Genomic DNA, 23,616 nt, shown 5'->3' on the forward strand with positions numbered 1-23,616 from the left:
GCCGGGGGCCGGCGGCCCGATCGAGCGGAATCGCCCGCCCTATCGGGCAGGTGCGGCGCAGTCGCGGCTATCGGCCCGCCGGACCAGACAAACGCCGCCAGCACCCACCCGACCGGCGTTCGGCCCCGAACAAACGCCAGGAAAGGCCCTTTCACCGCGCCAGTGTCGGGCCTCTCCTGGCATGACAAACGAGCATTCCGGGCGGTCACAGGTGGGCGGTCAGGGGGTGGGCGTTGAAGAAGTCCCAGATCACCTGGGTGGCCTTGATGGTCTGGGTGGCGGTGCCGGGGCCGCTGTCCACCAGCTCGCCGGGCCAGGTGTGGCCGGCGCCGATGATCCGGTAGTGGGTGACGTTGGTGTGCTGGGCGCAACTGGTCCACGAGAAGCGGATCACGTCGCCGCCGATGGGGGTCTGCGACGGCCCGGCGGCGCAGCGGTTGTGGGTGGCGCGATCCTGGGCCCACTGCATGAGCGGCGGGGTCCCGACCCCGTGACTGACATCGCCGTCGTACTTGATGGTCGGGTCGGCGGTGCCGTGGAAGTCGACGATGGGGGCCGGCGGGCTGGTGGCGCAGCCGGCGGCGGTGCCGGGATAGAACGCCCCGGCGATGGTGCCGAAGGCGGCGATCCGCAGCGGCAGCTGGCAGGCCAGCATGGCGACGAAGCCGGCCCCGTTGGACTTGCCGGTGGCGAAGATCCGGTTGGGGTCGACGCACAGCGTGGCCTGAAGATGGTCTAGCAGGTCGCTGACGAAGCGGACGTCGTCGACCGGGGCGGCGTAGGGAGCGCTCTCCCAGGCCCGCTGGTCGTCCTGGCCCTTGGCCCCGACCGGATACACGGCGATGGCCTTGAGACTGTCGATGCCGGAGAAGGCCTCGATGTCGGCGCCGTTGCCCTTGCGGCCGTGGAAGGCCATCACCAGCGGCGTCGGGTGGAACGGCCGGTAGCCGGCGGGCAGGTGGATCAGGTATTCCCGTTGCTGGCCGCCGGACGTGATGGTCTCGTGGGTGGTCACGCCGGTGGGCGGGGCCTGCCACGACAGGCAGCCGAGCGACAGGATGGGGTGGTCGCGCACCGCGGACGGCGCGGACTCGGCGGCGAAAGCGCTTGCGGGCACGGAAAGTGCGGTCAGGGAGACGACCGCGGCGGCGAGTAGTCTTCTCACAGCACCTGCTTCAGGAAGGACCGGAGCCGGTCGGATCGGGGGGAGTCGAAGAACTCGGCGGGATGGGCGGCCTCCAGCAGGCGCCCTTGGTCCAGGAACACCACCTGCTGGGCCACCTCACGCGCGAAGCGCATCTCGTGCGTGACCACGATCATCGTCATGCCGCGCTCGGCCAGGTCCCGCATCACGGCCAGAACTCCCTTGACCAGCTCGGGGTCCAGGGCCGAGGTGGCCTCGTCGAACAGCATCACCTCGGGCTCCATGGCCAGCGCCCGGGCGATGGCCACCCGCTGCTGCTGGCCGCCGGACAGCTGCTCGGGCCGCCGATCCTCCAAACGGGACAGACCGACCGAGGCCAGGTGGGTCCGGGCGACGGTGACGGCCTCCTCCCGCGTGCGGCCCAACACCCGTTGCTGGGCCAGGGTGACGTTGTCGAGCACGGTGTGGTGCGGGAACAGGTGGAAGTTCTGGAACACCATGCCCACCCGGGTGCGGATGCGGTCCACGTCCGCGCCCGGGTCGGTGATGGCCTCCTCGCCGATCAGGATCCGGCCGGAACTGGGCACCTCCAACAGGTTCGCGCATCTGAGCAGGGTCGACTTCCCGGAGCCGGACGGCCCGACGACGCAGGTGGTGGCGCCGCCGGGCGCCTCGAGCACGATGTCGTGCAGCACCTGGTTGGCGCCGAAGCTCTTGTCGATGTGCTCGAACCGGACCGTGGTGCCGGCGCGGGTCGGGGTCGTTGTGGTCATGCGACGGCCTCCACGGGCGGCAGTGCGGCGACCGGGCGGCCTTCCCGCATCCGCCGGTCCCACGCGTTCACGGCGTAGGTCAGCGGCACGGTGATCACCAGGTAGAACAGGCCGGCGGCGACCAGCGGGGACAGCGACGCGTTGTTGCTGGAGGTGTCCTGGGCGATGGCGAACATCTCGCGCTGGCCGGTGGCCAGGCCCAGCAGGTACACCAGGGCGGTGCTCTTGATGACCAGGATGAACTGGCCGGTCAGCGCGGGCAGCACCCGCCGGAACCCGATCGGGATCACGATCAGCCGCATGGTCCGGGCCCGCGACAGGCCCAGGCTGCGGGCCGCCTCCACGATGCCGCGTTCCACGCTCTGGAAGCCGGACCGGAAGATCTCGGCCATGTACGCGCCCTCCATCAGCCCGATGGCCAGCGCGGCGTAGCCGTAGGTCCAGTTGCCGAACACGGTCAGCCCGGCCAGCGGCAGGCCCTGGCCGATCAGGTAGATGGACAGGATGTGCGGCAGGCCGCGCAGCACGTCCACGTACCAGCGGCACGGGTAGCGCAGGATCCGGTGCCGCGACATCAGCCCGCTGGCCAGCAGAATGCCGACGACCAGGCCGATGACGCTGGCCAGCACGGTCAGCAGCAGCGTGTTGAGCAGACCCTCCCGCAGCAGGCTGGGCAGCGTGCTCAGGATCAGCGGCAGGTCGAAGAACGTGTCGAGAACGTGACGGATGCCGTCCACTGTGGACTCCTTACGACCCGGCGCCGGGACGCTGCCGCATGCCCGGGTAGGTGGTCAGCATGTCCGGCGGGATCGGCACGCCCTTGGGGTTCCACTTGTCGAACAACGTGGTGTACGTGCCGTCGGCGATGACCGACTTCAGCGCGTCGTCAAGGGCCTTCTTCAGCTCCGGCCGGTCCTTGGCCACCGGCAGCGCGGTCGGGCCGCTGGTGATCGACGGCGACGCGGTGTAGTCCGGGTGCTTGGTGACCAGGTCCAGCGCCGTGGTGTCCCCGGTGAACAGCCCGTCGACCTGGCCGGCGGTCAGGGCGTTGGCGCTGGCCGCGATGTTGGGGAACTCCTTGACGGTGACCGTCGGCACCTTCTGCTTGAGCAGCGGGATCAGCTCGCTGCCGCGGGTGATCGCCACCGTCTTGCCGGCCGAGGCGTCCACAGTGGACAGCGCGGCGTCCTTGCGGCTGACCATCTTCGCCTCGCCGAAGGACACCGGGGTGCTGAAGTCGGTGACCTGTTTGCGGGCGTCGGTGGCCAGCGTGCCGAAGGCGGCCGAGTCGTACTTGTGGTTGCGGATGTTGGGCAGCATGGACGCGAAGTCGGTGGCGGTGTACTGCGGCGTCACCTTCATCCTGGCCGCCATCGCCTGGGTCAGCTCGATCAGGAAGCCCGCCGGCTTGCCGTTGTCCACAAAGGACACCGGCTTGTCGTCGGAGCGGAAGGCGAACGAGATCGTGCCCGGCGTGATGGTGTTGAGCGTGTTGTCGGAAGAGCCGGCGTCGGCGCCGCCGCACGCGGCCAGGGACATCCCGGCGGCGAGTGCGACGGCGGCCACTCCGATACGGCGTCGGGTCGGGGCGGCGGTCATTGTGTCTCCAGTGCGATGCGGGCGGGGGGCGGGGCCGGGCTGCGGTCCGGCAGGCCGATCAGGCCGGTCAGGAAGCCGCAGACGCGGTCGACGACGGTGTCGACCAGGAGGGCGCCGAGCTCGGTTGTGGCCAGGCGCGGGTTGCCGAGGTTGCCGGTCGGGCTGAGCGCGTCGTATCCCTGCGGGAACTGGATGCCCGGCCAGGAGCGGCCGAGCCGGCCGGCCGGGTCCAGATCGTCCAGTGTGGAGCTTCCCGGGACCAGTCGCTCGGGCAGCACTAGGTCGGGGTCGACGTAGAGCGCTTGGGAGGTCTCGATCTCGCAGGAGTGGCCGCGGACCTGGCTGGCCCCCTGCTCCTTGACGATGTCGGCGACCACGGGAGTGATGCCGCTCCAGGCGATGTGCGTGTCGGCGAGCTCGGCCCGCAGCCGGGACACCGCCACGTCCACCGCGGAGTTGTTGCCGCCGTGGCCGGTCAGCACGAAGATCCGCCGCCAGCCGTGCCGGTGCAGGCTGGTCACCAGCTCCACCACGACCTGCTGCAACGTCACCGGGGACAGCGTGAGCGTGCCGGGAAAGGCCATGTGGTGCTCGGACATGCCGACCGGGATCGTCGGCGTCACAACGACTTGCGGCGACAGGCGGCGGGCCACCATGTCGGCGACGACCTCGGCGCGGGTGGTGTCGGTGCGCTGGGCCATGCCGAGGCCGTGCTGCTCGGTCGCGCCCAGCGGCACGATCGCGACCGGCGCGTGCGGCCGGAGCTCGTCGATCTCCGGCCAGGTCAGGTCGGCGAGCCGGTGGGTGCGTGGGGTGTACGTCATTCGATGCCGCCCAGGTGACGTGTGACAGTGGTGCGCAGCTCTTGCAGGTGCTGCTCGGTGAGCTGCCGGGCCAGTTCCGCGTCCCCGGCCTCGACGGCCAGGAAGATGGCCACGTGCTGGTCGTAGTCGCGGGTGCGGTTCTCGATCTGCGCCCGCAGGGCCCGCTGTTCCCGGCTGCGCGCGGAAAGCAGCGAGTCCACGACCTCGAACAGCACCTGGTTGCCGGACGCGGCGGCCAGTTCCCGGTGGAAGTACAGCTTGGGCCGGTCGTCGTCGGTGTCCCGCTTGGCGGTGTCCGTCGCGCGGGCCAGCCGTTCGAGATCGTCGACCGTGCGGTTGGCCGCGGCCAGCGCGGCGATGCCGGGCTCGATGGTCAGCCTGGCCTCGACCAGCTGGATGATGTGCTCGTCCTTCAACGGGGTGGAGTTCGGGTTGGGCATCAGCATGCGGTTGATGCCGTCGCCGACGTAGATGCCCGAACCGTGCCGCATCCGCACCGCGTCCGTGGTCTGCAACCGCCGCAGCGCCTCCCGGATGGTCGGCGTGGTGACGGCGAACCGCTGCGCCAGCTCGCGGACGGTGGGCAGGCTGTCGCCCGGGCCCAGCCGACCCTCGCTGATCAGGTCGAGCAGGCCGTCGACCAGCCGGTCGGACAAGCCGCCCACCTGTGGCGCCTGTGACATGCGGCACTCCCTTCGATCGCGATTGACTAAATCACTTGCTCAATTTCACGTCAAGAGCCCCTGAGTACGGTGGCGGCATGCGCTACGAGACGTTGGGGGCGGCCGGGCCGCGGGTGTCCGCGCTGATCCTGGGCTGCGGGAACTTCGGCGGGATCGGGTCGCCCGCGCAGTTCCGGGGCAAGGGCGACAGCCGGGACACGGCGTTCGAGGTCATGGACGCGGCGCGGGAGAGCGGTGTCTCGATGTTCGACACCGCCGACGCCTACGCCGGCGGGGACTCCGAGCAGTGGATCGGCGAGTGGCTGGCCGACCGGCGGGCCTACGACGACATCGCCCTGACGACCAAGGTCGGCGGCCCGGTCGATCATGGGAGAGGGCTCTCCCATGATCATATCCGCCATCAGGTCGACGCCAGCCTCGGTCGGCTGGGCGTGGAGCGGATCGCGCTGTACCTGGCCCACGGGCCCGACGACTCGGTGCCCATCGAGGAGACGGTCGGCGCCTTCGAGGAACTGGTCCGGGCCGGCAAGATCGGCGCCTACGGCGTGAGCAACGTCGACGCCGGCCAGCTCGCGGCGACGACCGCCGCCGGCGCGCCGGTGAATGTCCAAAATGGATACAACCTGTTCGATCGGTTGGGGCAGAACGAGGTGCTCAAGGCCTGCGTCGACCGAGGGGTGGGCTTCAGCGCCTACAGTCCGCTGGCCGGCGGCCTGCTGACCGGCAAACACCGTGGCGGCGAGCCGTACCAGGCCGGGTCGCGGATGGCGCTGCGGCCGCCCGAGTTGACCGACCTGACCGTGGAGCGGGCGTTCGAGTCCTTGCCGCGCCTGGCCGAAATCGCCGCCGGCCATGGGGTTTCGCTGACCACGCTGGCGCTGGCCTGGGTGTTGACCGATCCTGCCGTGACAGCGGCGGTCGTCGGCCCGCGCTCGCCCGAGCAGTTGCGACCGCTGGTGGCGGCGGCCGAGATGGCGCTGACCGACGAGCAACGGGCGGAGATCGTCGCCGCGCTCTGAGCGACGGCCAGCGCCAGTTATCCCGTTGCCCACCCTCAGCAGATCCGGGGCGACGGGGCGGTGGGGGCCGGTTAGGGTCGTCGGCATGGGTGACTTCCACGGCATTGCGACCACAACGCTCGCCGAGATCCTGGGCCGCGGCCAGATCATGGATCTCGGCATCCGGCCGCTGTGGGAGTCGGGGCGGATCGCCGGCCCGGCGTTCACGGTCCGCTGCCCGCCCGGCGACAACCTCATGCTGCACGCGGCGATCTACCGGGCCGAGCCGGGATCGGTGATCGTCGTCGAGTGCGGGGACACCGAGTACGCCCTGGCCGGCGGCAATGTCTGCGCCATCGCACACCGCCGTGGCGTCGAGGCGTTCGTGCTTGACGGCGTGCTCCGGGACATCGGCGAGGTCCGCGAGGACGGATTCCCGGTGCACGCCAGGGGAGTGGTGCCGATTCCCGGGGTGAAGAAGGTCGTCTCGCCGCTGAACGAGCCGGTGGTCTGCGGCGGCGTCACCGTGCACGCGGGCGATGTCGTGGTCGGCGACGAGGACGGCGTGGTCGTGGTGCCAGCCGCCCGCGCCGACGAGGTGCTGGCCGAGGCCGAGCGGAAGCTGGCCAAGGAGGCCGCGCAGACCCTGGACGAGTGGGAGGCCGCGCACCGGGCCAAGGTGGAGGCGTTGCTCGCCCAGTAGCGAGCCCCAGTAGCGAACCCTTGCTCAGGCCCTCGATCCGGTACTGGATCAGGGGCCGCCGGCATCATCGGCCTGCCGCGCGGGTGGCCCTGACCCGGTTCCGAAACCGATCGCCCGACCGACGATCAGCGCCGCTGACGATTCGCGTGACACAGACGAAGCCGGTCCGAGACCCGCTCGGGCCGGCTTCTCGTGTGTCCGGATCCGTCATGTCGGCGCTGACCTCGTGCGGTCCGGTGTGTGGAACGGCGTTTCGTGTGGCGGACTCCGTCATCGCCGATCGTCCACTGTGGACCGGGGTTGACCGGATTCGGCCGGTACGGTGACCGGATCAGCCGGTCGGGGGGAAATTGTTAGGAAGGGTTCTTTACTAAAGCGGGCGACGGGCCGTAAGCTCGGCGACACCGCCGCCTTCGTTGTCCCGGCGGGAGCCGGGAGGCTACGGAGGCAACCATGAGGAGACGAGCGATCGTCCCCGTCCTGACGTCCGGTCTGCTCGCGGCGCTCGCCGTGATCACCATGGTGCTGACCGGGGTCGGGCCCGCCGCGGCCCGATCGGCGTCGAGCCAGCCGGCGTCGGCCCAGCCGCACGGCTCCCAGCAGACGTTCCTGACCTTCTACGGCTGGTGGGACAACACGCCGCCGGGCGGCGACATCGCCCACCCGGTCAAGCACCAGACGGCCGGCGGCGCCGGCACGTACGACGACCCGATCACCTTCGCCACCTCCACCAAGGAGGTGAAGGCGGGCGGCAGGATCTATGTGCCGCGGGTGGGCAAGTACTTCATCATGGAGGACGACTGCGACGAGTGCAGTTCCGACTGGAACGGCAAGGGCCCCAACGGCGGCCCCAAGCTCGCGCACTTCGACCTGTGGCTGGGCGGCAAGGGCGGGGACCCGTTCAAGGCCATCCAGTGCGAGGTGGCGCTGACCCACTACAACAGCGACAACACGCCGACCATGGAGCCGGTGATCGTCGACCCGCCGTCCACCGAGAAGGTCAGCTCGGACCCGATCTTCAACACCAGGACCGGCGAGTGCTACGGCGGCGCGACGCCGACCATCACCGTGGGGCCGTACAAGAACAAGTCGACCTCGCAGTGCCTGGACGACCCGAGCGACAGCGCCAAGGACGGCGTCAAGGCCGCGATGAAGGCGTGTGACGGCTCGGCGGAGCAGAGCTTCAGCTTCGACGGCACGTTCCTGAGCATCCACAACCTGTGCGCGGACTCCAAGGGCGGGGACATCCTGTTCAAGAAGTGCACGGGTGGACCGACACAGCAGTGGTCCGCGAACCCCAACGGGACCATCTCGGACATCCAGACCGGCAAGAAGTGCTTCCGTGCCACGCAGAACGCGGTCACCGCGGGCAGCTGCTCGGGCGCGGCGGCGCAGTGGACCTTCCCCACGACCACGGCCAAGCGCTGAGGTCGACCCGATAGCCCAGGCAGGGGCGGGACGTCGCCGGCCCCCATCGCGCGTCAGGGCGCGTGCGGGGCCGGCGGCGGACTGGGCGGTCCGCCGCCGGGAGATCTTGCCGCCGACACTGCCGTTTCGCTGTTCCATCCCTCATTTCCGTGGAGGCACCCCAAGTGAACCGAACGCGGGCCGTCGCACTCGTGACGGCCACCCTGTGCGTCGCCGGCGGCCTCATGGCCTCGGGCCAGGCGGCCATCGGCGCCGCCGGCAGCCACGCACTGACCACATTGGACACTTCGGCGGCCAATCGCCGGGCCCCGATCGCCGGCCTGTACGACTGGAGCAAGGCCGGTTTCCGCGGCGGGCAGAACCTGCCCGGCGCCGGCGACATCAACCCCAGCGCCAGCTGTCAGATCGCCCCTGCCCAGCTGGCCAGCACCTACAAGGTCAAGCCGGACGACGGTGTCGACGACACCAACGGCATCCAGGCCGCCATCGACAAGCTGCACAAGGACTGCTCGCCGTCGGGCAGCTACACCAAGTTGAGCCTGATCACCTTCCCTGCTGGTCAGCTCGACGTCACGCACGAGATCCACGTCGACGCCAACTACCTGGTGCTGCGCGGCGCCGGCGCCGACAGGACGAAGTTCGTCTACGCGCCGGACAAGAACACCCAGTACGACGTGCTCACGCCGGACGGCGACCAGTGGGACCAGGGCAACATGGGCTACGACGACGCCAGCGGCGGCTGGCTGTGGCCGGGCCGCGGGTTGTTCCGGGTGCAGTCGCGGCAGGTGGATCCCAGCTACGCCAGCGAGTACAAGTCGGCCCCGGCCAACCGCAAGGACGAGTTCGAGGGCACGATCAACGTGCACTGGAAGGCCGGCGCCAAGCTGCGGGCCAAGCCCGGTGACACCGGCTTCGCCGCCCGCACCGGCGACAAGGTGGTGTACCTGGACACCAGCGCCAAGACCAGTGCCATGAAGGTCGGCGGCTTCATCAACATCCGGGCCGCGAACTCGATCAACTTCTACAAGTCGATGAACGCCTACCCGACCACCTGGCCGCTGGAGAACCTGCACATGCGCCAGCAGTGGTTCACCATCACGGCGATCGACACCAAGAACCACACGGTGTCCATCGACAAGCCGCTGGAGTACGACGTGCCGGTCGACTCCACTTCGGACGGTTCGGCCCCGATCGACGGCACCGTGTACGCGTCCAAGGCCTCGCCGATCGTGGACCCGATCGTCGGCGTCGGGTTCGAGAACTTCTCCTACACCCAGGTCGCCCCGCCGGGCGTGACCCAGGCCCAGGCCAAGGACAACTACGGCAACCTGGCGCCGTCGCTGGCCATGCAGGGCATCGTGTTCAAGTGGGCGGCCAACGACTGGGTGACCGGCATCCACGCGATCATGACCGGCTCGCACCCGATCGTGACCGAGGAGGCCAAGAACCTCCAGATCGTCGACAACGAGCTGGACGGCTCGTGGAACAAGGGCAAGGGCGGCAACGGCTACTTCCGCGGCTCCCGGGTCTGGGACTCGCTCTACGCCGGCAACACCACCCGCGACCTGCGCCACTTCACCTTCCAGTGGTCGGCGTCGGGCAACGTGGTGATCGGCAACGACATCGACTCGGACTTCAACATCCACGGCGGCTACGAGCGCAACAACCTGTTCGAGAACAACACGAACGCGGTGTCCTTCGCCCACCGGTCCGGCAACTGCACCGCGCACTGCGGCGACGAGGGCAACCAACCGCCGGACGACTCGACGTGGTTCCCGATCTACTGGTCCACCGGGCAGAAGGCGGTGAAGTGGTCGGGATCCTCCGGTCCCCGCAACGTCTTCTTCAACAACACCATGACCAAGCAGGTCACCGCGGGCGCGGCCTTCACGCCGTACTACCCGGACCACAGCACGATCTACCAGTTCGGCTGGGACGGCAAGGCCTTCCACCACCTCGACATCGGCGGCAAGCCGATCGTGGACTGGGCCCACAACGAGCAGGCCGACTACACCCACGGCCACGGCGTCGACGACACCAGGACCGACAGCGGTCCGTCGTTGTTCCTGAAGACGGTGACAAAATGATCAAAACCCTCACCGCGGCGGCGCTGGTGGCCGGCTTCGCCGTGCACCCGACCGCCGCCACGATCAACGTCAGCAACTCCGCCCAGCTGATCGCCGCCCTGAAGGCGGCCAAGCCGGGCGACACCATCCAGTTGGCCGACGGTGACTACGGCGACCAGTTCGTGGCCACCACCCCCGGCGCCGCCTCCGCGCCGATCACCCTGGTCGGCGGCCCGAAGGCGGTGTTGCACGACCCGAAGTTCACTCCCGGCGACACCGACTGCCCGTCCGGGCAGACCGGCTACGGATTGTGGTTGCAGGGCGCGAGTTACTGGAACCTCAAGGGGTTCACGGTGACAACGTCCAAAAAGGGCATTGTCCTCGACGGCGCCACCCACGTGACCATCGACGGCGTCAGCGTGCACGACATCGGCTACGAGGCCGTGCACTTCCGCAAGAGCAGCGCCTACGGCGTGATCAAGAACTCCACCATCTACAACACCGGCCTTGAGCAGCCCGGCTACGGCGAGGGTGTCTATCTCGGCTCCGCCAACAGCAACTGGGAATGCTACGGGGCAACCCCGAGCACGCCCGACGCCGGCAACTACATCCAGGTCCTGAACAACAAGATCGGGCCGAACGTCGCGGCCGAGGGCATCGACGTCAAGGAGGGCACACACGACGGTGTCATCTCCGGCAACACCCTCGACGGGACCGGGGAGAAGAACGAGAACTCCGGCGACTCCACGATCGACGTCAAGGGCGACAAGTACACCATCACCGGCAACACGGTGCGCAACGGGTACCTGGACGGCATCCAGCTGCACAACGTCTGGGGCAAGACCGGCTGCGGCACCACGTTCAGCAACAACACGTTCACCGTGACCAACGCCAACGGCTACGGCATCAACGCCACCGACCAGAGCCAGTGCGTGTCGCAGAAGTCGCCGAACATCATCGGCGCGTCCAACAAGAGCACCGGCGGCAAGGGTCTGTCCAAGACCCCGACCACGCCCGGCGTGTAGGGGAGTGTCGGGGCCGTCCCACCGCGGGCGGCCCCGCGCTCCACCCTTCCGGTGCGCCCCGGCAAGTTTCCGCATCCGGGCCGTTCAAGATCAAGGGACCGATCCTCTCGCCCAACGTCAGGAAGGGGCCCTTCATGACGGAGGTCGGGGGGCGAGGAAACCGTTGACGTGAAGGGATTTCATGTTCAGCGGGCTGTATGCTCCCGCCAGCGCTGCGGCCGTCTGGGGGGTTGACATGGGAGTCCCGCTTCAGATCGAGATACTCGGACCGGTGCGGGTGCGGCTGGGGGACCAGGAGCCCGCGCTGGGCCCGCCGCTGCAACGGGTCGTGCTGGCGTTGTTGGCGTTGCGGGTCAACAACGTGGTGTCCAGAACCGACCTCGTCGACGCCCTCTGGGGCGACGCCCCGCCGGCCGCGGCCCAGGGCAGTCTGTCCACTTACGTCTCGGCACTGCGCCGCGTGCTGGAGCCGGAGCTCGGGAGCCGCGCGCCGAGCTCCTACCTGGTCTCGGCCGGTTCGGGCTACGTGCTGCGCCTGGACGAGCAGGCGATCGACCTGCACCGGGTCGAGGCGTGCCGGGAGAGCGCGCGAAAGGCCCTGCTCGCCGGCGATTCCGACACCGCGGCCGCCTGGTGCCGGGAGGCGCTGGCGCTGTGGCGAGGCCGGCCGCTGGACGGCATCGCCGGCCCGTTCGCGACCACCACGCGAACCCGCCTCGAAGACCTGCAACTGACGGTCGTGGAGTCGCTGGCCGAGGCCCTGCTGGCCGGCAAGCACCATGACCGCGTGGTGGCCGAGTTGATCCCGGTCGTGCGGCAACACCCGCTGCGCGAGCGGCCCCGAGCCCTGCTGATCACGGCCCTGCACCGCTCCGGGCGCACGGCGGAGGCCTTGGCGCAGTACGAACAGGCCCGGCAAGCCGTGGTCGACAAGCTCGGCATCGAACCCGGCCCGCAGCTGCGGGCTTTGCGGGCGGAGCTGGAAGGCCCGAAAACGGTGACCGAGCGCCGGCCGCTGGTGCCGGCGCAGCTTCCGCACGCCATGGCCTCCTTCACCGGGCGGACGCGCGAGATCACCGAGCTCACGGACCGCCTGATGCCCGCCGGCCCGGCCATGGCGATCTCGACCATCGACGGTGTCGGCGGCGTCGGCAAGACGGCGTTGGCGGTGCACGTGGCCCACCGCGTCGCCGACCGCTATCCCGACGGCCAGCTCTACGTGGACCTGCGCGGCTTCGACCCCGGCCAGGATCCGCTGGAGCCCTCGGCCGCCCTCAGCCGGCTGTTGCGCGGGCTCGGCGTCGACGCCGCGGCCGTGCCGGGCGAGGTCGAGGCCCAGGCCGCCTACTACCGCAGCCAGCTCGCCGGCCGGCGAATGCTGGTGCTGCTGGACAACGCGGCCAGCGCGGAGCAGGTCCGCCCGCTGCTGCCCGGCAGCCCTACCTGCTCGGTGATCGTGACCAGCCGCAGCAAACTGCACGGGCTGGCCGCGCGCGACGGCGCGTACCGGGTGCCGCTGGACGTGTTGGCGCCGGAGGAAGCCGTGCGGCTGCTGAGCGACGCGATCGGACCCGGCCGGATGACCGGATGGGCGACCGTGGTGGCCGAGGTGGCCGAGCTGTGCGGGCGGCTGCCGCTGGCGCTGCGCATCGCCGCCGCGCAGCTGGTCGACCGGCCCCATCTGGACATCGTGGATCTACGGGACGAACTGGCCGACGAGCGGGCCCGCCTGGACGCGTTGGCCGTCGACGGCGAGGACACGGCGGTCCGGGCGGTGTTCGCGTCCTCCTACTGCCGCCTGCGTCCGCCGGTGGCCCGGCTGTTCCGGCTGCTCGGACTGCACGCGGGGGCCGAGTTCTCGCTGCCGGCGGCGGCCGCGCTGGCCGGCATCGAGGCGCCGGCCACGCGCCGGCTGCTGACCGAGCTGGCCGGCGGGCACCTGATCGAGGAGGTGCGGGCCGACCGGTATCGCCTGCACGACCTGCTCAAGGTCTACGCGGTGGAGCAAACCCTGGAGCAGGACGAGGAACCGGTGCGCGCCGAGGCCGTGGGCCGGATGCTGGACTTCTACCTGCACACCGCGGACGCGATGGACCGCGCGCTGGCCCCGTTCCGTCGCCGGCCGCCGCTGCGGCCGCCCGTGCCCGGCGGCGAGCCGATCACCTTCGCCGGCCCCGCGCCGGCGCTGGCCTGGGGCGAGACGGAGCTGGCGAACCTGGTCGCGGCCACCGAGCAGGCGGCCCGGGTCGGCGATGTCGTGCACGCGGCCGGGATTCCCGCGTCGATGTGGGCGTTCCTGGCCGCCCGGCTGCCGTGGACGGAATGGCTGGGCAGCCACCGCGTCGGTCTGGCGGCCGCTGAGGCCGCCGGCAACGACTACGGCCAGACGTCGCTGCTGATCGGCCTCGGCTACGCCTACCAGGAGCTGAGTCGGCCCGAGGTCGCGTTGTCCTGTCTGGAGAAGGCCAAGCAGGCACACGACCGGATACCCGGCCGCCCGGCCGCGGACATCATGGACGGGGCGCTGGGCGCGGCCTACTTCGCGGTCGGCCGGGTCGAGGAAGCGTTGGCGCACACCAATCGCGCGCTGGCCGGCTACCGGGCGCGCAAGGACCGTTGGGGCGAGGGCTGGGCGTCGTGCAACCTCGGCGGCTGCGCCCGCCAACTCGGCCAGTACGAGGAATCGGTGCGGCACTACGAGCACGCGCTTGGCCTGTTCGAGCAGCTGTCCGACCGGGTGTCGCTGCTCAAGGCCTGCCGTGAACTCGGCCGCAGCCACCTGAAGTTCGGGCATCACGACGAGGCCGTGGACTGCTTCCGCACCGCTGTCGACCTGTTCGGGCAGCTCGGCGGCCGGGTCGGGGAGGGCTGGTCCCGGCACGAGCTGGCCGAGGCGCTGAACGGGGCCGGCCGGGGAGCCGAGGCCCTCGACCAGTGGCGGCAGGCCGTGCGGATCCTGGACGAGGTCGACGACCCCCGCGCCGGCCAGGTGCGGGCCCGGCTGTCAGAGCAGATCGAGCAGGGCGGCGTGGGGCAGCGCGGGTGAGCGGTGGCCGTCCCGGCCGATCATGGTCTCGTTGACCGCCATCGAGTTGACGGTCGCCTCCTCGACGGCCTGCACGGTGGCCTCGAAGAAACCGTCGATCCCGCTCCACGGCAGGAATTCCAGCCGGGACAGCTCGGTGCTGTCCAGCGCGCCGTGGTTGGCCGTGGACAGGGCGAGGAACACGTCGCCGGAGGAGTGCGTGCCGTAGGTCCCGGTCCGGCCCAGGCCGATCGTGACCCGCCGGGCCAGCGCGGCGCACTGCTGCGGCAGCAGCGGGGCGTCGGTGGCCACGACGACGATCGCCGAGCCGGCCCCCGGCGGCAAGTGCCAGTCCTCCAACGGATTGTCGTCGAGCAGCCGCTTGCCCACCGGCCGGCCGGCGATGGTCAGGTCCCGCCGCCGCCCGAAGTTGGCCTGGATGAACGCGCCGAGCGTGTAGGTCCGGCCGCCGAACTCGACCAGCCGGGACGCCGTGCCGCTGCCGCCCTTGAAGCCGTAGCAGTTCATGCCGGTCCCGCCGCCGACCGAGCCCTCGGCCACCGGACCGCCCACGGCGTTGTCGATGGCCCGCACGGCGTGCTCGGCGGTGACGTGCGATCCGTTGACATCGTTGAGATAACCGTCGTAGGTCTCGCCGACCACCGGGAAATCCCAGGGTGTGCGGTGCGATTGCCGCAGGTTCATCCAGTCCACCACACCCCGGTGGCAGGCCCCGACCCCGTAGGTGTTGGTGATCAGCACCGGCGTGCTGAGCAGGCCGGTCTCGGCCAGCCAGTGCGCGCCGGTGAGTTCCCCGTTGCCGTTGAAGGAATGCATGCCGGCGGCGCACGAGCTGCCGACGTGTTCCCGGCCCCTGGGCACGATCGCGGTGACGCCGGTGCGCACCGGTCCGTGCCCGAGCCGCAACGCTCCGTGCCCCTCGATCAGGGTGACGTAGCCGACCTCCAGCCCGGAGACGTCGGTGATCGCGTTGTGTGGGCCCGGCACCCCGTCGAACGGGATGCCCAGTGCGCGTGCGCCGGAGGACATGACCGTCACTCAAACAAGATCGGCCGACCCTGTCAATCGAACGGCGCAGCACCAGGGCGTTGCCGGGCTGCCAAGCGGCCGTTCGGCCGCATCTGGGGCCGGGGGCGAATGTTGCCCCGGGCCTTTTGCCGCATTCGGCGGCGGCCGGGCGCGGGGCGGTGGGAGCCTGGTGCCGGGCCCGCCGCTCGGCGGGTGGAGGAAGGGGACATGAGTGATGCTCGGACAGGTGATCGCCGTCGGGGCGTTGGCGGCGGCGATGGTCACGGGGGACACGGTGGCGCCGACGACACCGTTGGGGGTGCATCAGATCGGGACGGAGCAGGGACAGGCGGTCTACGGCTGGGACGCGTCGACCGACAACGTTGGCGTGTCGTGGTACAGCATCAAGCTCGACGGCAGCCAGGTGCGCCGGGACACCAAGCTGACCAGGCAGGTTCGGGTCTATGACCTCTACCTGTACTGCCACGCGTTGCCCGGACACAGCTACACGTTGCAGATCGAGGCGGTCGACGCGGCGGGCAACCACTCCGCGCCGAGCCAGGGTGTGGTGATCACCGTCGCGTGAGGTGTCGGGCCAGGTCGTCGACGATGGCCGGGGGCATGGGCAGGGCGGCGCCGGTGCGGAAGGCCTCGTCGCGGCGCGCGGCCTGCTCGGGGTCGAGCACGGACGTGACCCGGCCGGTCTCAATGGAGAGCTCGGTCCACGCCAGGAGGTTCGGCTCGCGCTCCGCCTGATAGGCGTCCAAAAGGGACGGATCGCTGACACCGCGCAGGACCAGGTCCAGCTTCCAGGCCAGGTTCAGCGCGTCCCTGGAACGGTGGCATGGTGTGGGCGGCGTCGCCGGCCAGGAACACCCGGCCCTGCCGCCACCGCGTGGCGATCCGGGCCGAGAACTCCCACACGTGCTGCCGCACGATGGACAGGTCGTCGGAGGTCAAGCCCAGGCGGGCCAACAGCTTCCACGCCACCGCCGGGTCGGACATCGCCTCGGCGGTCTCCCCGGGCAGCAGGCGCCACTCGAAGCGGCGGTGCCGGCGGCCGAGCGGCAGCACGGTGGTGGGCCGCTCGGGGTCGCACCACTGGCCGGTGTCCAGCTCCAGGTGCACCGGCCGCTTGCGGCGACAGTCGGCGTTGAGCCATTCCTCGGCGTAGCCCAGATCGGTCTGGCCGATGCCCAGCAGTTGCCGGACCGTGCTCGAACGGGCGGCCGGGTCAGAAGGTCGCGATCGGGTTGACCGGGCTGCCGGACGTGCCGGCGAAGCGGACCGGCGCGACCGCGAGGTGGAAGTCCCACTGGCCCAACTCGGCCGCGGTCGCCGCGCAGGCCTCCAGGTCGCAGTTGTCGAGCAGCCACAGGCCCATCGCCACGAGGCCGACCGCGTGCACCGGCATCAGCACGTCCTCGTATCCCGAAGGCTGCACGTCCTGCGGCGTGTCCGCGCCGATCAGCGCCACTGCCCGCTCGTGCAGCCACGGCAGGCAGGACGCGTGCCACCCCGCCTGGGTGAACCCGGTGTTCTCCCGGCCCTCGTGCCGGGCCCGCCCGTATCCCGTCCGCAGCAGCACCGCGTCGCCCGGCCGCACCCGCACCCCTTGCCGCCGCTCGGCTTCCTCGAGGTCCTCGGGATACACCCCTTCTCCCGGCTCCAGCCACGGCACGTCCCGCACCTTGGCGACGTCCAACAGCACCCCTCGCGTGACGATCCCGTCGGCCGCCGCGGTCACCGCCGCCCACGCCGATCCCGCCTCGGCGTCGACCATCGTGTGCGGCCGCCCGTTGTACATCCGGCCATCCCAGAAGAGATGGCACGGCGAGTCGATGTGCGTGATCGTGTTGCCGTGGAACATGAAACCCAGCCGCTCGTGGGAGAAACCCCACCGACGGTCCCGGTGGAACGCCTCCACCGGCATGTTCTCCGCACCCGGCATCTCGGCCGCGCACGGGCACGTGTTCGTCGCCCGCTCCATCTCCGCCGGCACGGACACCTCCCAGGCGCACGAGACGCTCTTCCCGTGCCGCACCGCCTGCGCCGCCCCCACCCGCACCTCGTCCGTGATGTGGTTCAGCGTCCCGCGCTCGTCCTCGTCCCCCCACCGCCCCCAGTTCGACAGCGTGTCGAAGTACCCCAGCACGTCCTGCCGTTCCATCCCGCCTCGCCCCTTCGGATCGCCCGTTGTGGCTCGACTCTAGAGCAGCACTACAAGCGATCCGCGTCCATCACGGCCTTGGCGAAGTCCTGCGGCGTCTCCTGCGGCACGTTGTGCCCGATCCCCTTGAACACCCGGTGCTCGTACTTGCCGGTGAACTTGTCGCGGTATCCCTTGCCGTCGATGGCCGCTCCGTCGAAGTCGCTGCCGACGGTGATCGTGGGAACGGTGATCACCGGCGATGCCTGGAGCTTCTGCTCGACCTCCGCGTACTGCTGCTCGCCGTCGGCAAGGCCCAGCCGCCACCGGTAGTTGTGGATGACGACGGCGACGTGGTCGGGGTTGTCGAAGGCCTTGGCGCTGCGGTTGTAGGTGTCGTCGGTGAACTTCCAGTCGGGGGAGGCCTGGGTCCAGATGAGTTTGTTGAAGTCGTGGCGGTTGTGCGTGTAGCCGGCGACGCCGCGGTCGGTGGCGAAGTAGAACTGGTACCACCAGCCGCGTTCGGCGGCGGGGGCCAGCGGTGCGCGGTTGGCGGCGAGGTTGTTGATGAGATATCCGCTGACCAGGGTGGCAGCCTTGACGCGTTCGGGCCAGATGGCGGCGACGCAGGTGGCGGTGCGGCCGCCCCAGTCGTAGCCGGCGAGCACGGCCTTGTCGACGTGCAGGGCGTCCATCAGCGCGATCAGATCGCTCGCGGTGGCGGCCTGTTGCCCGTTGCGGACGGTGTCGGGGTACAGGAACGTCGTGGCGCCGTAGCCGCGCAGGAACGGCACGATGACGCGGTAGCCGGCGGCGGCGAGGATGGGGGCGACATCCACATAGGCGTGGATGTCGTACGGCCAGCCGTGCAGCAGGAACACCGGCTGGCCGTCGGCGGGGCCGGCTTCGGCGTAGCCGACATCGAGCGGACCGGCCTGGATCTGCTTGAGCGACGGGAAAGTGGTGTGACCGGCGGCGCTGGCGGCGGGCGCGGCGGCGGTGTCCGATGAGCAGGCGGCCAGCGTGCCGGCCGCGAGGACGCCGGCGAAACCCTGCGCGAAAAGTCTCCTGCTGATCATCGGGCACACTCCTGACGGGACGGGCGGTCACTGCGTCAGCGACGCTAGTTCCGGCCTCCGACCAGGGGCGACCGTCAGGTGACGTAGCGGGCGTACGTCATCGCCCGAGCACCTCTCGCAGCTCGGTGCGCGAGCTGACGCCCAGTTTGGGGAAGATCCGGTGCAGGTGGGTGCTGACGGTCCGGTGCGAGAGATAAAGCTGCTGCCCGATCTCCCGGTTCGTCAAGCCCTCGGCCGCCAGTCGGGCGATGTGCAGTTCGTGGGCCGTCAGCTCGCCGAGCGCGCCGGTGTGCACCTCGGGGCTGGCTTCGCCGGCGGCGCGCAGCTCGTTGCGGGCGCGCTCGGCCCAGGCCGTGACGCCCAGCGCCTCGAACGTCTCGCGGGCGGCGCGCAGCTGCGGCCGTGAGTCGACCGGACGTCGTTGCCGCCGCAACCATTCCCCGTAGGCGAGCTGTGTGCGGCCGCGTTCCAACGGCCAGGCCTCGGCGTCGAGCGCGGCCCGGAACAGTTTCTCCGCCTCATGATTCGGGGCCAGCACCGCGCGGGCATGCCGGAGTCCATTGTGGAGCGCCGGTGACGGTGACGACATGGCGTGCATCTCGAACTCCTGCAACAGTTCCCTGACGACGCCGAGTTGGTCGCAGCGCACCGCGGCCTCGGTCAGTTCGGGGATCTGGTAGCAGCGCAAGGCCATCTGGCACGCGGGATCGGCAGGATCGTTGAGCCGCATCAGGTTCGCGAACGCGTCGGCGTGCCGGCCCTCACCCAGCGCGGCGATGCCCCGCGCCAGTTGCACGGTGGCCAGCACCGGCCGCGCGCCGGCGGCGAGCCCGATTCGCTCGGCCTGGGCGGCCAATTCCTCGCAGTGGCCGTAGTTTCCGCGCAGTGCGGCGATTTCCGCCTGGGTGGCCAGGGTGAGGCCGTGGATGTACGGCTGCGAGGTCTCGACCGCCAGACGCTGCCCCTCCTCGGCCGCGGACAGGGCGGTGGCCAGATCGCCCAGCCGGACGCAACTCCACGCCTGCACGCCCAGGGCCCGGGCCAGCAACGCCAGCCGGCCCTGTGCCCGCAGACCCGGTTGGGCGCTGGCGGAGAACCGGGCCGACAGGTCGAACGCGCCGACCAACATCGAGGCGCTGCCCAGGAACCGGTCCACCGAGGCGTCCCGCTCGCCGTGCCGGGCCAGCTCGGCCAGGTCGGCCAGCACCCCCTCGCCCCGGTCGAACGGCGTGACGTAGGCGTTGATCGCCACCAGCCTCGGGTCGTGCCGGTCGAGCGGCATCCGGTCGGCGGCGCGGGTCAGGCGGCGGCGGTCGGCCGGGCCGGGCTCGACCCAGAAGCACCGCATGGCCGCGCCCCACAGGATCTGTACGGCCTGGTTCAGGTCGCCGTCGTCGAGGACCTTGATCGCCAGGTCGGCCAGCTCACCGGCGCCGGCGACGTCGTCGCGCAGGCCGTCGTCGAAGGCGGTCGGCAGCCAGCGGACCACGGCCCGCTGGGTGTCGGTCAGGTCGAGCTTCGATGCCTCGGCCAGCAGCCGATCGACCAGCTCCCGCCGCCCGGTCTCGACCGCGAGGGCGGCGGCCTTCAACAACCGCCCGGCCTTCAAGGGCAACGATTGGCTCAGGCGGGCCGACCGCTCCAATGCGGTCACGGTGGCGTCGACGCCGCCGCGGCGCTCCAGGCGTTCGGCCGATCGCTGCAACTCGGCGGCCAGCGCCTCGTCCGGGCCGGTCGCTGCCGCTGCCCGGTGCCACACGCGTCGGTCCTCGTCGGCCAGCGCGGAAGCCAGGGCCTGGTGGGCCGCCTGCCGTTGGCGCGGATCCGCGTCCTTGACGATCGCCGACCGCATCAACGGATGCCGGAAGGCGAGGGCGTCGTCAGCGACAGTGATCATCCCCGCTTCCACGGCCGGGGTGAGCGCCACCAAGTCCGCCTTCGCGGCGCACAACGCTTCGGGCAACGCGGTGGTGTCATTCACCGCCGCGACCAACAGCACGGTCCACGTCTCCGGCGGCAGCTTGCGCATCCGCGCCGCGAAAGTCCGCTCCAGGCTGGTCACGTCGCCACGCGTCAGTTCCCGCAACGCCAACGGATTTCCCGCCGCCGCGGACACCACGTCTTGTCGCTGCGACGCCGTCAACTCCGGCGCGGTTCGGGCCAGCAATCCGGTCGCCCCGGCACTGCTCAGCGGCTTGAGACGCAGCGCCGGAAGTGTATCCATTCGGGAAGGCTCACCGTCCCGAACGGCCGCCACCAGCACGATCGGCTCCGATTCCAGGCGGCGGGCGACAAACGCCAGGACCTCCTGGCTGTTCGCGTCCAGCCAGTGCGCGTCGTCCACGATCAGCAGCAGCGGCTCGCCGGTTTCGGCCAGCAGGGTCAGCACCGCCATGCCGACCAGGAAGATCTCCGGCCGTGGCCCGTCGGCCAGTCCCAGCGCCGTGCCCAGCGCCTCCTGCTGAACGGCCGGCAGGCCGGCAATGCCCTTGCGCAGCGGGAACAACAGCTGATGCAGGCCCGCGTACGGCAGGTGGTGCTCGGCCTCCACACCCACCGCCGTCAACCTTCGCAGGCCCGGCGTCTCGATCTCCGCCAGCAACGCCGACTTGCCCATGCCGGCCTCGCCGCGCACCACCAGCGCCCCGCCGCGCTCCCGGACACCCGCCACCAACTCCGCCAGCCGCGCGCGTTCCGACTCCCGCTCACACAACGCCACACCCGCAGGCTATGCCAGTGCATCGCCCGACGCCGACCGGGCATTACGGGTGTAACGGACCGAGAAGGACCCCGATAGTTCCGGCCGTAGCGCATCCGGAAGGGGATCACCGTGGAATTGCGAACCTGCGCCAGAACCGCGGCCGCGGTGGCGCTCATCGGCCTCGCGTCGGCCTGCGGCGCGGCCGGAAATGTCGCGGTGCCCGCACCGACCACAACCGCCACGACGACTACGACGACGACCACCACCACCACCACAACCACGACAACGGTTCTGATGGCGACGATCCCGGACGACGTGGTCGGCAAGTCCGCCAGTGATGTGCAAACCGAATTGCACAGCCTCGGTTTCTGGGATGTGGAGGTGTACGGGCCGGACGGCAATGCGGTCGTTCTCACCGATGGCTGGCACGTGGTGTCGGTCGACGGGATCGGAGTGAACGCCCCGACCACCTCGCGGGTCACCGTCCGGGTTGCCCGGAACGAGACAACCACGGTTGCCCCGCCGCACACCACCGAGCAGGCCTACACGCCCCCGCCGCCGGCCTACACGCCGCCCGCGCCGACCGAGGTCTACTACAAGAACTGCGCCGCCGCCCGGGCCGCCGGCGCCGCGCCGATCTACCGTGGTCAGCCCGGCTACCGGCCCGCCCTCGACCGCGACAACGACGGCATCGCGTGTGAATAAAAGCACTATTGCTTCAGTGACAACTGAAGTCAATCCGCTGGTAACCCGGAGTTCCTTGTCCCGGCCGTGACCCACAGGTAAGCCTGGGGCCGTGATCCAGCAATCCCCTGAGGTCCTCGCCCGGTTCCCGGAGCTCCAGCACGACGACATGGTGGTGGAGTACGAGGACGGCGACGAGCCGATCCTGCTGCGGGCCGACGGCTCGGTGGTCGACACCTGGCGCGAGAACTACCCGTACCCCGACCGGATGGCCCGCGAGGAGTACGACCTGGTCAAGCGGCTGCTCCAGATCGAGCTGCTCAAGATGCAGTACTGGATCAAGGACACCGGCCGGCGCATGGTCGTGGTGTGCGAGGGCCGGGACGCGGCCGGCAAGGGCGGCACCATCAAGCGCTTCACCGAGCACCTCAACCCACGCGGGGCGCGGGTGGTGGCGCTGGACAAGCCGACCGAGCGCGAGCAGGGCCAGTGGTACTTCCAGCGCTACGTCAACCACCTGCCCACGGCCGGCGAGATCGTGCTGTTCGACCGCTCCTGGTACAACCGCGCCGGCGTGGAGCGGGTGATGGGCTACTGCACCGACGAGCAGTACGACCGCTTCCTGCGCCAGGTGCCGACGTTCGAGAAGATGCTGGTCGACGACGGCGTGCTGCTGGTGAAGCTGTGGTTCTCCGTCTCCCAGGCCGAGCAGCGCACCCGCTTCCTGATCCGCCAGGTGGACCCGGTGCGGCAGTGGAAGCTCAGCCCGAACGACGTGGAGTCACTGGACCGCTGGGACGCCTACACGGCGGCGAAGGTGGCGATGTTCCGCGCCACCGACACCGAGCACGCGCCGTGGACCGTGGTGAAGAGCAACGACAAGAAGCGGGCCCGGGTCGAGGCGATGCGCCACGTGCTGTCCCTGATCGACTACGAGGACAAGGACCACGAGGTCATCGGCAAGCCGGACCCGAACGTGATCGGCGCGGCCTCGACGCTGCTGGAGACCGGCGAGGCCGACCACCGCTAATTAGCCCAGGCTGCCCCGCAGGATCTTGACGGGCTGGGCCGGCGCGCCGTCCAGCGGGCCGCGGTCGCTGGGGATGATGCCGGCGGCCACGATCCGGTCCAGCACGTCCATGCCCCGCACCACCGTGCCCATCACCGAGTAGTTGGTCGGGATGTGCGCGAACGAGTGCACGATGAACCACTCGCTGCCGTTGGTGCCGGGGCCCTGGTTGCCCATGGCGATGGTGCCCCGCCCGTAGGTCTCGGCGCCGTCGGTCTCGTCGGGGAACTTGTAGCCGGGGCCGCCCTTCTCCACCTCGTAGATGTCCCCGCACTGGAGCACGCCCAGCCGCTCGCTGTTGGTCAGCCGCCAGCACTGGCTGTGGTCGTAGAACCGCTGCGCCACCAGGCTGACCAGGTTCTGCACGGCGCACGGGGCGGCGCCGGCCCGGTTGAGCCGCACGGTCACCGGGCCGTAGTTGAACCGGAAGGTCACGTCCACGGAGCCGACGGTCGGGGCGATCGGCAGCGGCCGCAGCACCGGCCGGGCGGCGGGGTTGTCCGGCGTCGGGGTGAACACGCAGCGGGTGATCGGGAACGGGGTGGCCGAGGCGGCCGGGGCTCCCACGCCCAGCACCGCGATCGCGCAGAGAACCAGCAGAACCACCCAGCGTGACTTCATGGCTGGCAAACTATCC

Annotated in this window: 20 protein-coding genes and 1 pseudogene; 9 read left to right on the top strand and 12 right to left on the bottom strand. The window is 70.4% G+C overall.

Annotated elements, in window-relative coordinates:
- Window positions 1–205: 205 nt before the first annotated feature.
- From ACIG5F_RS11355 to ACIG5F_RS11380, 6 genes are read right to left on the bottom strand one after another with little or no spacing between them, the layout of a single operon-like run.
- Window positions 206–1,165, bottom strand: a complete 960-nt coding sequence (locus ACIG5F_RS11355) for an alpha/beta hydrolase family esterase (RefSeq protein ID WP_396517483.1) — start codon at window positions 1,163–1,165, stop codon at window positions 206–208.
- Window positions 1,162–1,917 (bottom strand): amino acid ABC transporter ATP-binding protein, encoded by a 756-nt coding sequence (locus ACIG5F_RS11360; RefSeq protein ID WP_396517484.1) that lies wholly within the window; start codon window positions 1,915–1,917, stop codon window positions 1,162–1,164. Before ACIG5F_RS11360 ends, ACIG5F_RS11355 begins: the two co-directional genes overlap by 4 nt.
- Window positions 1,914–2,654: an amino acid ABC transporter permease gene (locus ACIG5F_RS11365; protein ID WP_396517485.1), complete on the bottom strand. Its 741-nt coding sequence runs from the start codon at window positions 2,652–2,654 to the stop codon at window positions 1,914–1,916. The genes ACIG5F_RS11360 and ACIG5F_RS11365 overlap by 4 nt, the downstream gene beginning before the upstream one ends.
- Window positions 2,655–2,664: 10 nt before the next feature.
- Window positions 2,665–3,516: a transporter substrate-binding domain-containing protein gene (locus ACIG5F_RS11370; RefSeq protein WP_396517486.1), complete on the bottom strand. Its 852-nt coding sequence runs from the start codon at window positions 3,514–3,516 to the stop codon at window positions 2,665–2,667.
- Entirely contained in the window at window positions 3,513–4,340 is an 828-nt protein-coding gene (locus ACIG5F_RS11375; protein WP_396517487.1) for a creatininase family protein, read from the bottom strand. Before ACIG5F_RS11375 ends, ACIG5F_RS11370 begins: the two co-directional genes overlap by 4 nt.
- The gene (locus ACIG5F_RS11380; RefSeq protein WP_396517488.1) at window positions 4,337–5,023 is read right to left on the bottom strand and encodes a FadR/GntR family transcriptional regulator; all 687 of its coding nucleotides are present in this window, start codon (window positions 5,021–5,023) and stop codon (window positions 4,337–4,339) included. Before ACIG5F_RS11380 ends, ACIG5F_RS11375 begins: the two co-directional genes overlap by 4 nt.
- 77 nt (window positions 5,024–5,100) lie before the next feature.
- On the opposite strand from ACIG5F_RS11380, the gene ACIG5F_RS11385 reads away from it, so the two are divergent.
- The 6 genes from ACIG5F_RS11385 (at window position 5,101) to ACIG5F_RS11410 (ending at window position 14,289) form a co-directional block, all read left to right on the top strand.
- On the top strand, window positions 5,101–6,042 hold the full coding sequence (locus ACIG5F_RS11385; RefSeq protein WP_396517489.1) for an aldo/keto reductase: 942 nt from the start codon (window positions 5,101–5,103) through the stop codon (window positions 6,040–6,042).
- A gap of 85 nt (window positions 6,043–6,127) precedes the next feature.
- Window positions 6,128–6,724: an RraA family protein gene (locus ACIG5F_RS11390; protein WP_396517490.1), complete on the top strand. Its 597-nt coding sequence runs from the start codon at window positions 6,128–6,130 to the stop codon at window positions 6,722–6,724.
- A gap of 453 nt (window positions 6,725–7,177) precedes the next feature.
- Entirely contained in the window at window positions 7,178–8,152 is a 975-nt protein-coding gene (locus ACIG5F_RS11395; protein WP_396517491.1) for a ricin-type beta-trefoil lectin domain protein, read from the top strand.
- Window positions 8,153–8,316: 164 nt separating this feature from the next.
- Entirely contained in the window at window positions 8,317–10,239 is a 1,923-nt protein-coding gene (locus ACIG5F_RS11400) for a hypothetical protein (RefSeq protein WP_396517492.1), read from the top strand.
- A complete protein-coding gene (locus ACIG5F_RS11405; RefSeq protein ID WP_396517493.1) occupies window positions 10,236–11,243 on the top strand; it encodes a right-handed parallel beta-helix repeat-containing protein in 1,008 nt (335 codons plus the stop codon). The genes ACIG5F_RS11400 and ACIG5F_RS11405 overlap by 4 nt, the downstream gene beginning before the upstream one ends.
- 235 nt (window positions 11,244–11,478) lie before the next feature.
- Window positions 11,479–14,289: a BTAD domain-containing putative transcriptional regulator gene (locus ACIG5F_RS11410; RefSeq protein WP_396517494.1), complete on the top strand. Its 2,811-nt coding sequence runs from the start codon at window positions 11,479–11,481 to the stop codon at window positions 14,287–14,289.
- Here ACIG5F_RS11410 and ACIG5F_RS11415 read toward each other — a convergent pair.
- Window positions 14,248–15,318, bottom strand: coding sequence for a P1 family peptidase (locus tag ACIG5F_RS11415; RefSeq protein WP_396517495.1), 1,071 nt, complete (start codon window positions 15,316–15,318; stop codon window positions 14,248–14,250). The two genes, ACIG5F_RS11410 and ACIG5F_RS11415, sit on opposite strands and share 42 nt — an antisense overlap.
- A gap of 211 nt (window positions 15,319–15,529) precedes the next feature.
- On the opposite strand from ACIG5F_RS11415, the gene ACIG5F_RS11420 reads away from it, so the two are divergent.
- Window positions 15,530–15,883: a hypothetical protein gene (locus tag ACIG5F_RS11420; RefSeq protein WP_396517496.1), complete on the top strand. Its 354-nt coding sequence runs from the start codon at window positions 15,530–15,532 to the stop codon at window positions 15,881–15,883.
- Window positions 15,884–16,091: 208 nt separating this feature from the next.
- On the opposite strand, the pseudogene ACIG5F_RS11425 reads toward ACIG5F_RS11420, so the two are convergent.
- From ACIG5F_RS11425 to ACIG5F_RS11440, 4 genes and pseudogenes are all read right to left on the bottom strand, one after another.
- Window positions 16,092–16,500, bottom strand: a pseudogene (locus ACIG5F_RS11425) (FAD-dependent monooxygenase); the annotation flags it as partial.
- A 31-nt stretch (window positions 16,501–16,531) separates the two neighbouring features.
- The gene (locus tag ACIG5F_RS11430; RefSeq protein ID WP_396517497.1) at window positions 16,532–17,467 is read right to left on the bottom strand and encodes a cyclase family protein; all 936 of its coding nucleotides are present in this window, start codon (window positions 17,465–17,467) and stop codon (window positions 16,532–16,534) included.
- A gap of 50 nt (window positions 17,468–17,517) precedes the next feature.
- Entirely contained in the window at window positions 17,518–18,525 is a 1,008-nt protein-coding gene (locus tag ACIG5F_RS11435) for an alpha/beta hydrolase (RefSeq protein ID WP_396517498.1), read from the bottom strand.
- Between the two features lie 97 nt (window positions 18,526–18,622).
- On the bottom strand, window positions 18,623–21,244 hold the full coding sequence (locus ACIG5F_RS11440; protein ID WP_396517499.1) for an ATP-binding protein: 2,622 nt from the start codon (window positions 21,242–21,244) through the stop codon (window positions 18,623–18,625).
- Window positions 21,245–21,355: 111 nt separating this feature from the next.
- Between ACIG5F_RS11440 and ACIG5F_RS11445 the strand changes: the two genes are divergently transcribed.
- Entirely contained in the window at window positions 21,356–21,931 is a 576-nt protein-coding gene (locus tag ACIG5F_RS11445) for an excalibur calcium-binding domain-containing protein (RefSeq protein WP_396517500.1), read from the top strand.
- A gap of 148 nt (window positions 21,932–22,079) precedes the next feature.
- Complete coding sequence (ppk2, locus tag ACIG5F_RS11450; protein WP_396517786.1) at window positions 22,080–22,940, top strand: polyphosphate kinase 2; 861 nt, start codon at window positions 22,080–22,082, stop codon at window positions 22,938–22,940.
- Here ppk2 and ACIG5F_RS11455 read toward each other — a convergent pair whose 3' ends face one another.
- Window positions 22,941–23,600 (bottom strand): peptidylprolyl isomerase, encoded by a 660-nt coding sequence (locus ACIG5F_RS11455; protein ID WP_396517501.1) that lies wholly within the window; start codon window positions 23,598–23,600, stop codon window positions 22,941–22,943.
- Between the last annotated feature and the right edge of the window lie 16 nt (window positions 23,601–23,616).

The organism is Kutzneria sp. NPDC052558, assembly GCF_044547355.1.
GTDB lineage: Bacteria > Actinomycetota > Actinomycetes > Mycobacteriales > Pseudonocardiaceae > Kutzneria.

Bases quoted from the DNA above. Each gene is read 5' to 3' on its own strand.
- ACIG5F_RS11360 (WP_396517484.1), bottom strand. From the start codon at position 1,917: ATGACCACAACGACCCCGACCCGCGCCGGCACCACGGTCCGGTTCGAG.
- ACIG5F_RS11370 (WP_396517486.1), bottom strand. From the start codon at position 3,516: ATGACCGCCGCCCCGACCCGACGCCGTATCGGAGTGGCCGCCGTCGCA.
- ACIG5F_RS11375 (WP_396517487.1), bottom strand. From the start codon at position 4,340: ATGACGTACACCCCACGCACCCACCGGCTCGCCGACCTGACCTGGCCG.
- ACIG5F_RS11380 (WP_396517488.1), bottom strand. From the start codon at position 5,023: ATGTCACAGGCGCCACAGGTGGGCGGCTTGTCCGACCGGCTGGTCGAC.
- ACIG5F_RS11385 (WP_396517489.1), top strand. From the start codon at position 5,101: ATGCGCTACGAGACGTTGGGGGCGGCCGGGCCGCGGGTGTCCGCGCTG.
- ACIG5F_RS11390 (WP_396517490.1), top strand. From the start codon at position 6,128: ATGGGTGACTTCCACGGCATTGCGACCACAACGCTCGCCGAGATCCTG.
- ACIG5F_RS11395 (WP_396517491.1), top strand. From the start codon at position 7,178: ATGAGGAGACGAGCGATCGTCCCCGTCCTGACGTCCGGTCTGCTCGCG.
- ACIG5F_RS11405 (WP_396517493.1), top strand. From the start codon at position 10,236: ATGATCAAAACCCTCACCGCGGCGGCGCTGGTGGCCGGCTTCGCCGTG.
- ACIG5F_RS11410 (WP_396517494.1), top strand. From the start codon at position 11,479: ATGGGAGTCCCGCTTCAGATCGAGATACTCGGACCGGTGCGGGTGCGG.
- ACIG5F_RS11415 (WP_396517495.1), bottom strand. From the start codon at position 15,318: ATGTCCTCCGGCGCACGCGCACTGGGCATCCCGTTCGACGGGGTGCCG.
- ACIG5F_RS11430 (WP_396517497.1), bottom strand. From the start codon at position 17,467: ATGGAACGGCAGGACGTGCTGGGGTACTTCGACACGCTGTCGAACTGG.
- ACIG5F_RS11435 (WP_396517498.1), bottom strand. From the start codon at position 18,525: ATGATCAGCAGGAGACTTTTCGCGCAGGGTTTCGCCGGCGTCCTCGCG.
- ppk2 (WP_396517786.1), top strand. From the start codon at position 22,080: ATGGTGGTGGAGTACGAGGACGGCGACGAGCCGATCCTGCTGCGGGCC.
- ACIG5F_RS11455 (WP_396517501.1), bottom strand. From the start codon at position 23,600: ATGAAGTCACGCTGGGTGGTTCTGCTGGTTCTCTGCGCGATCGCGGTG.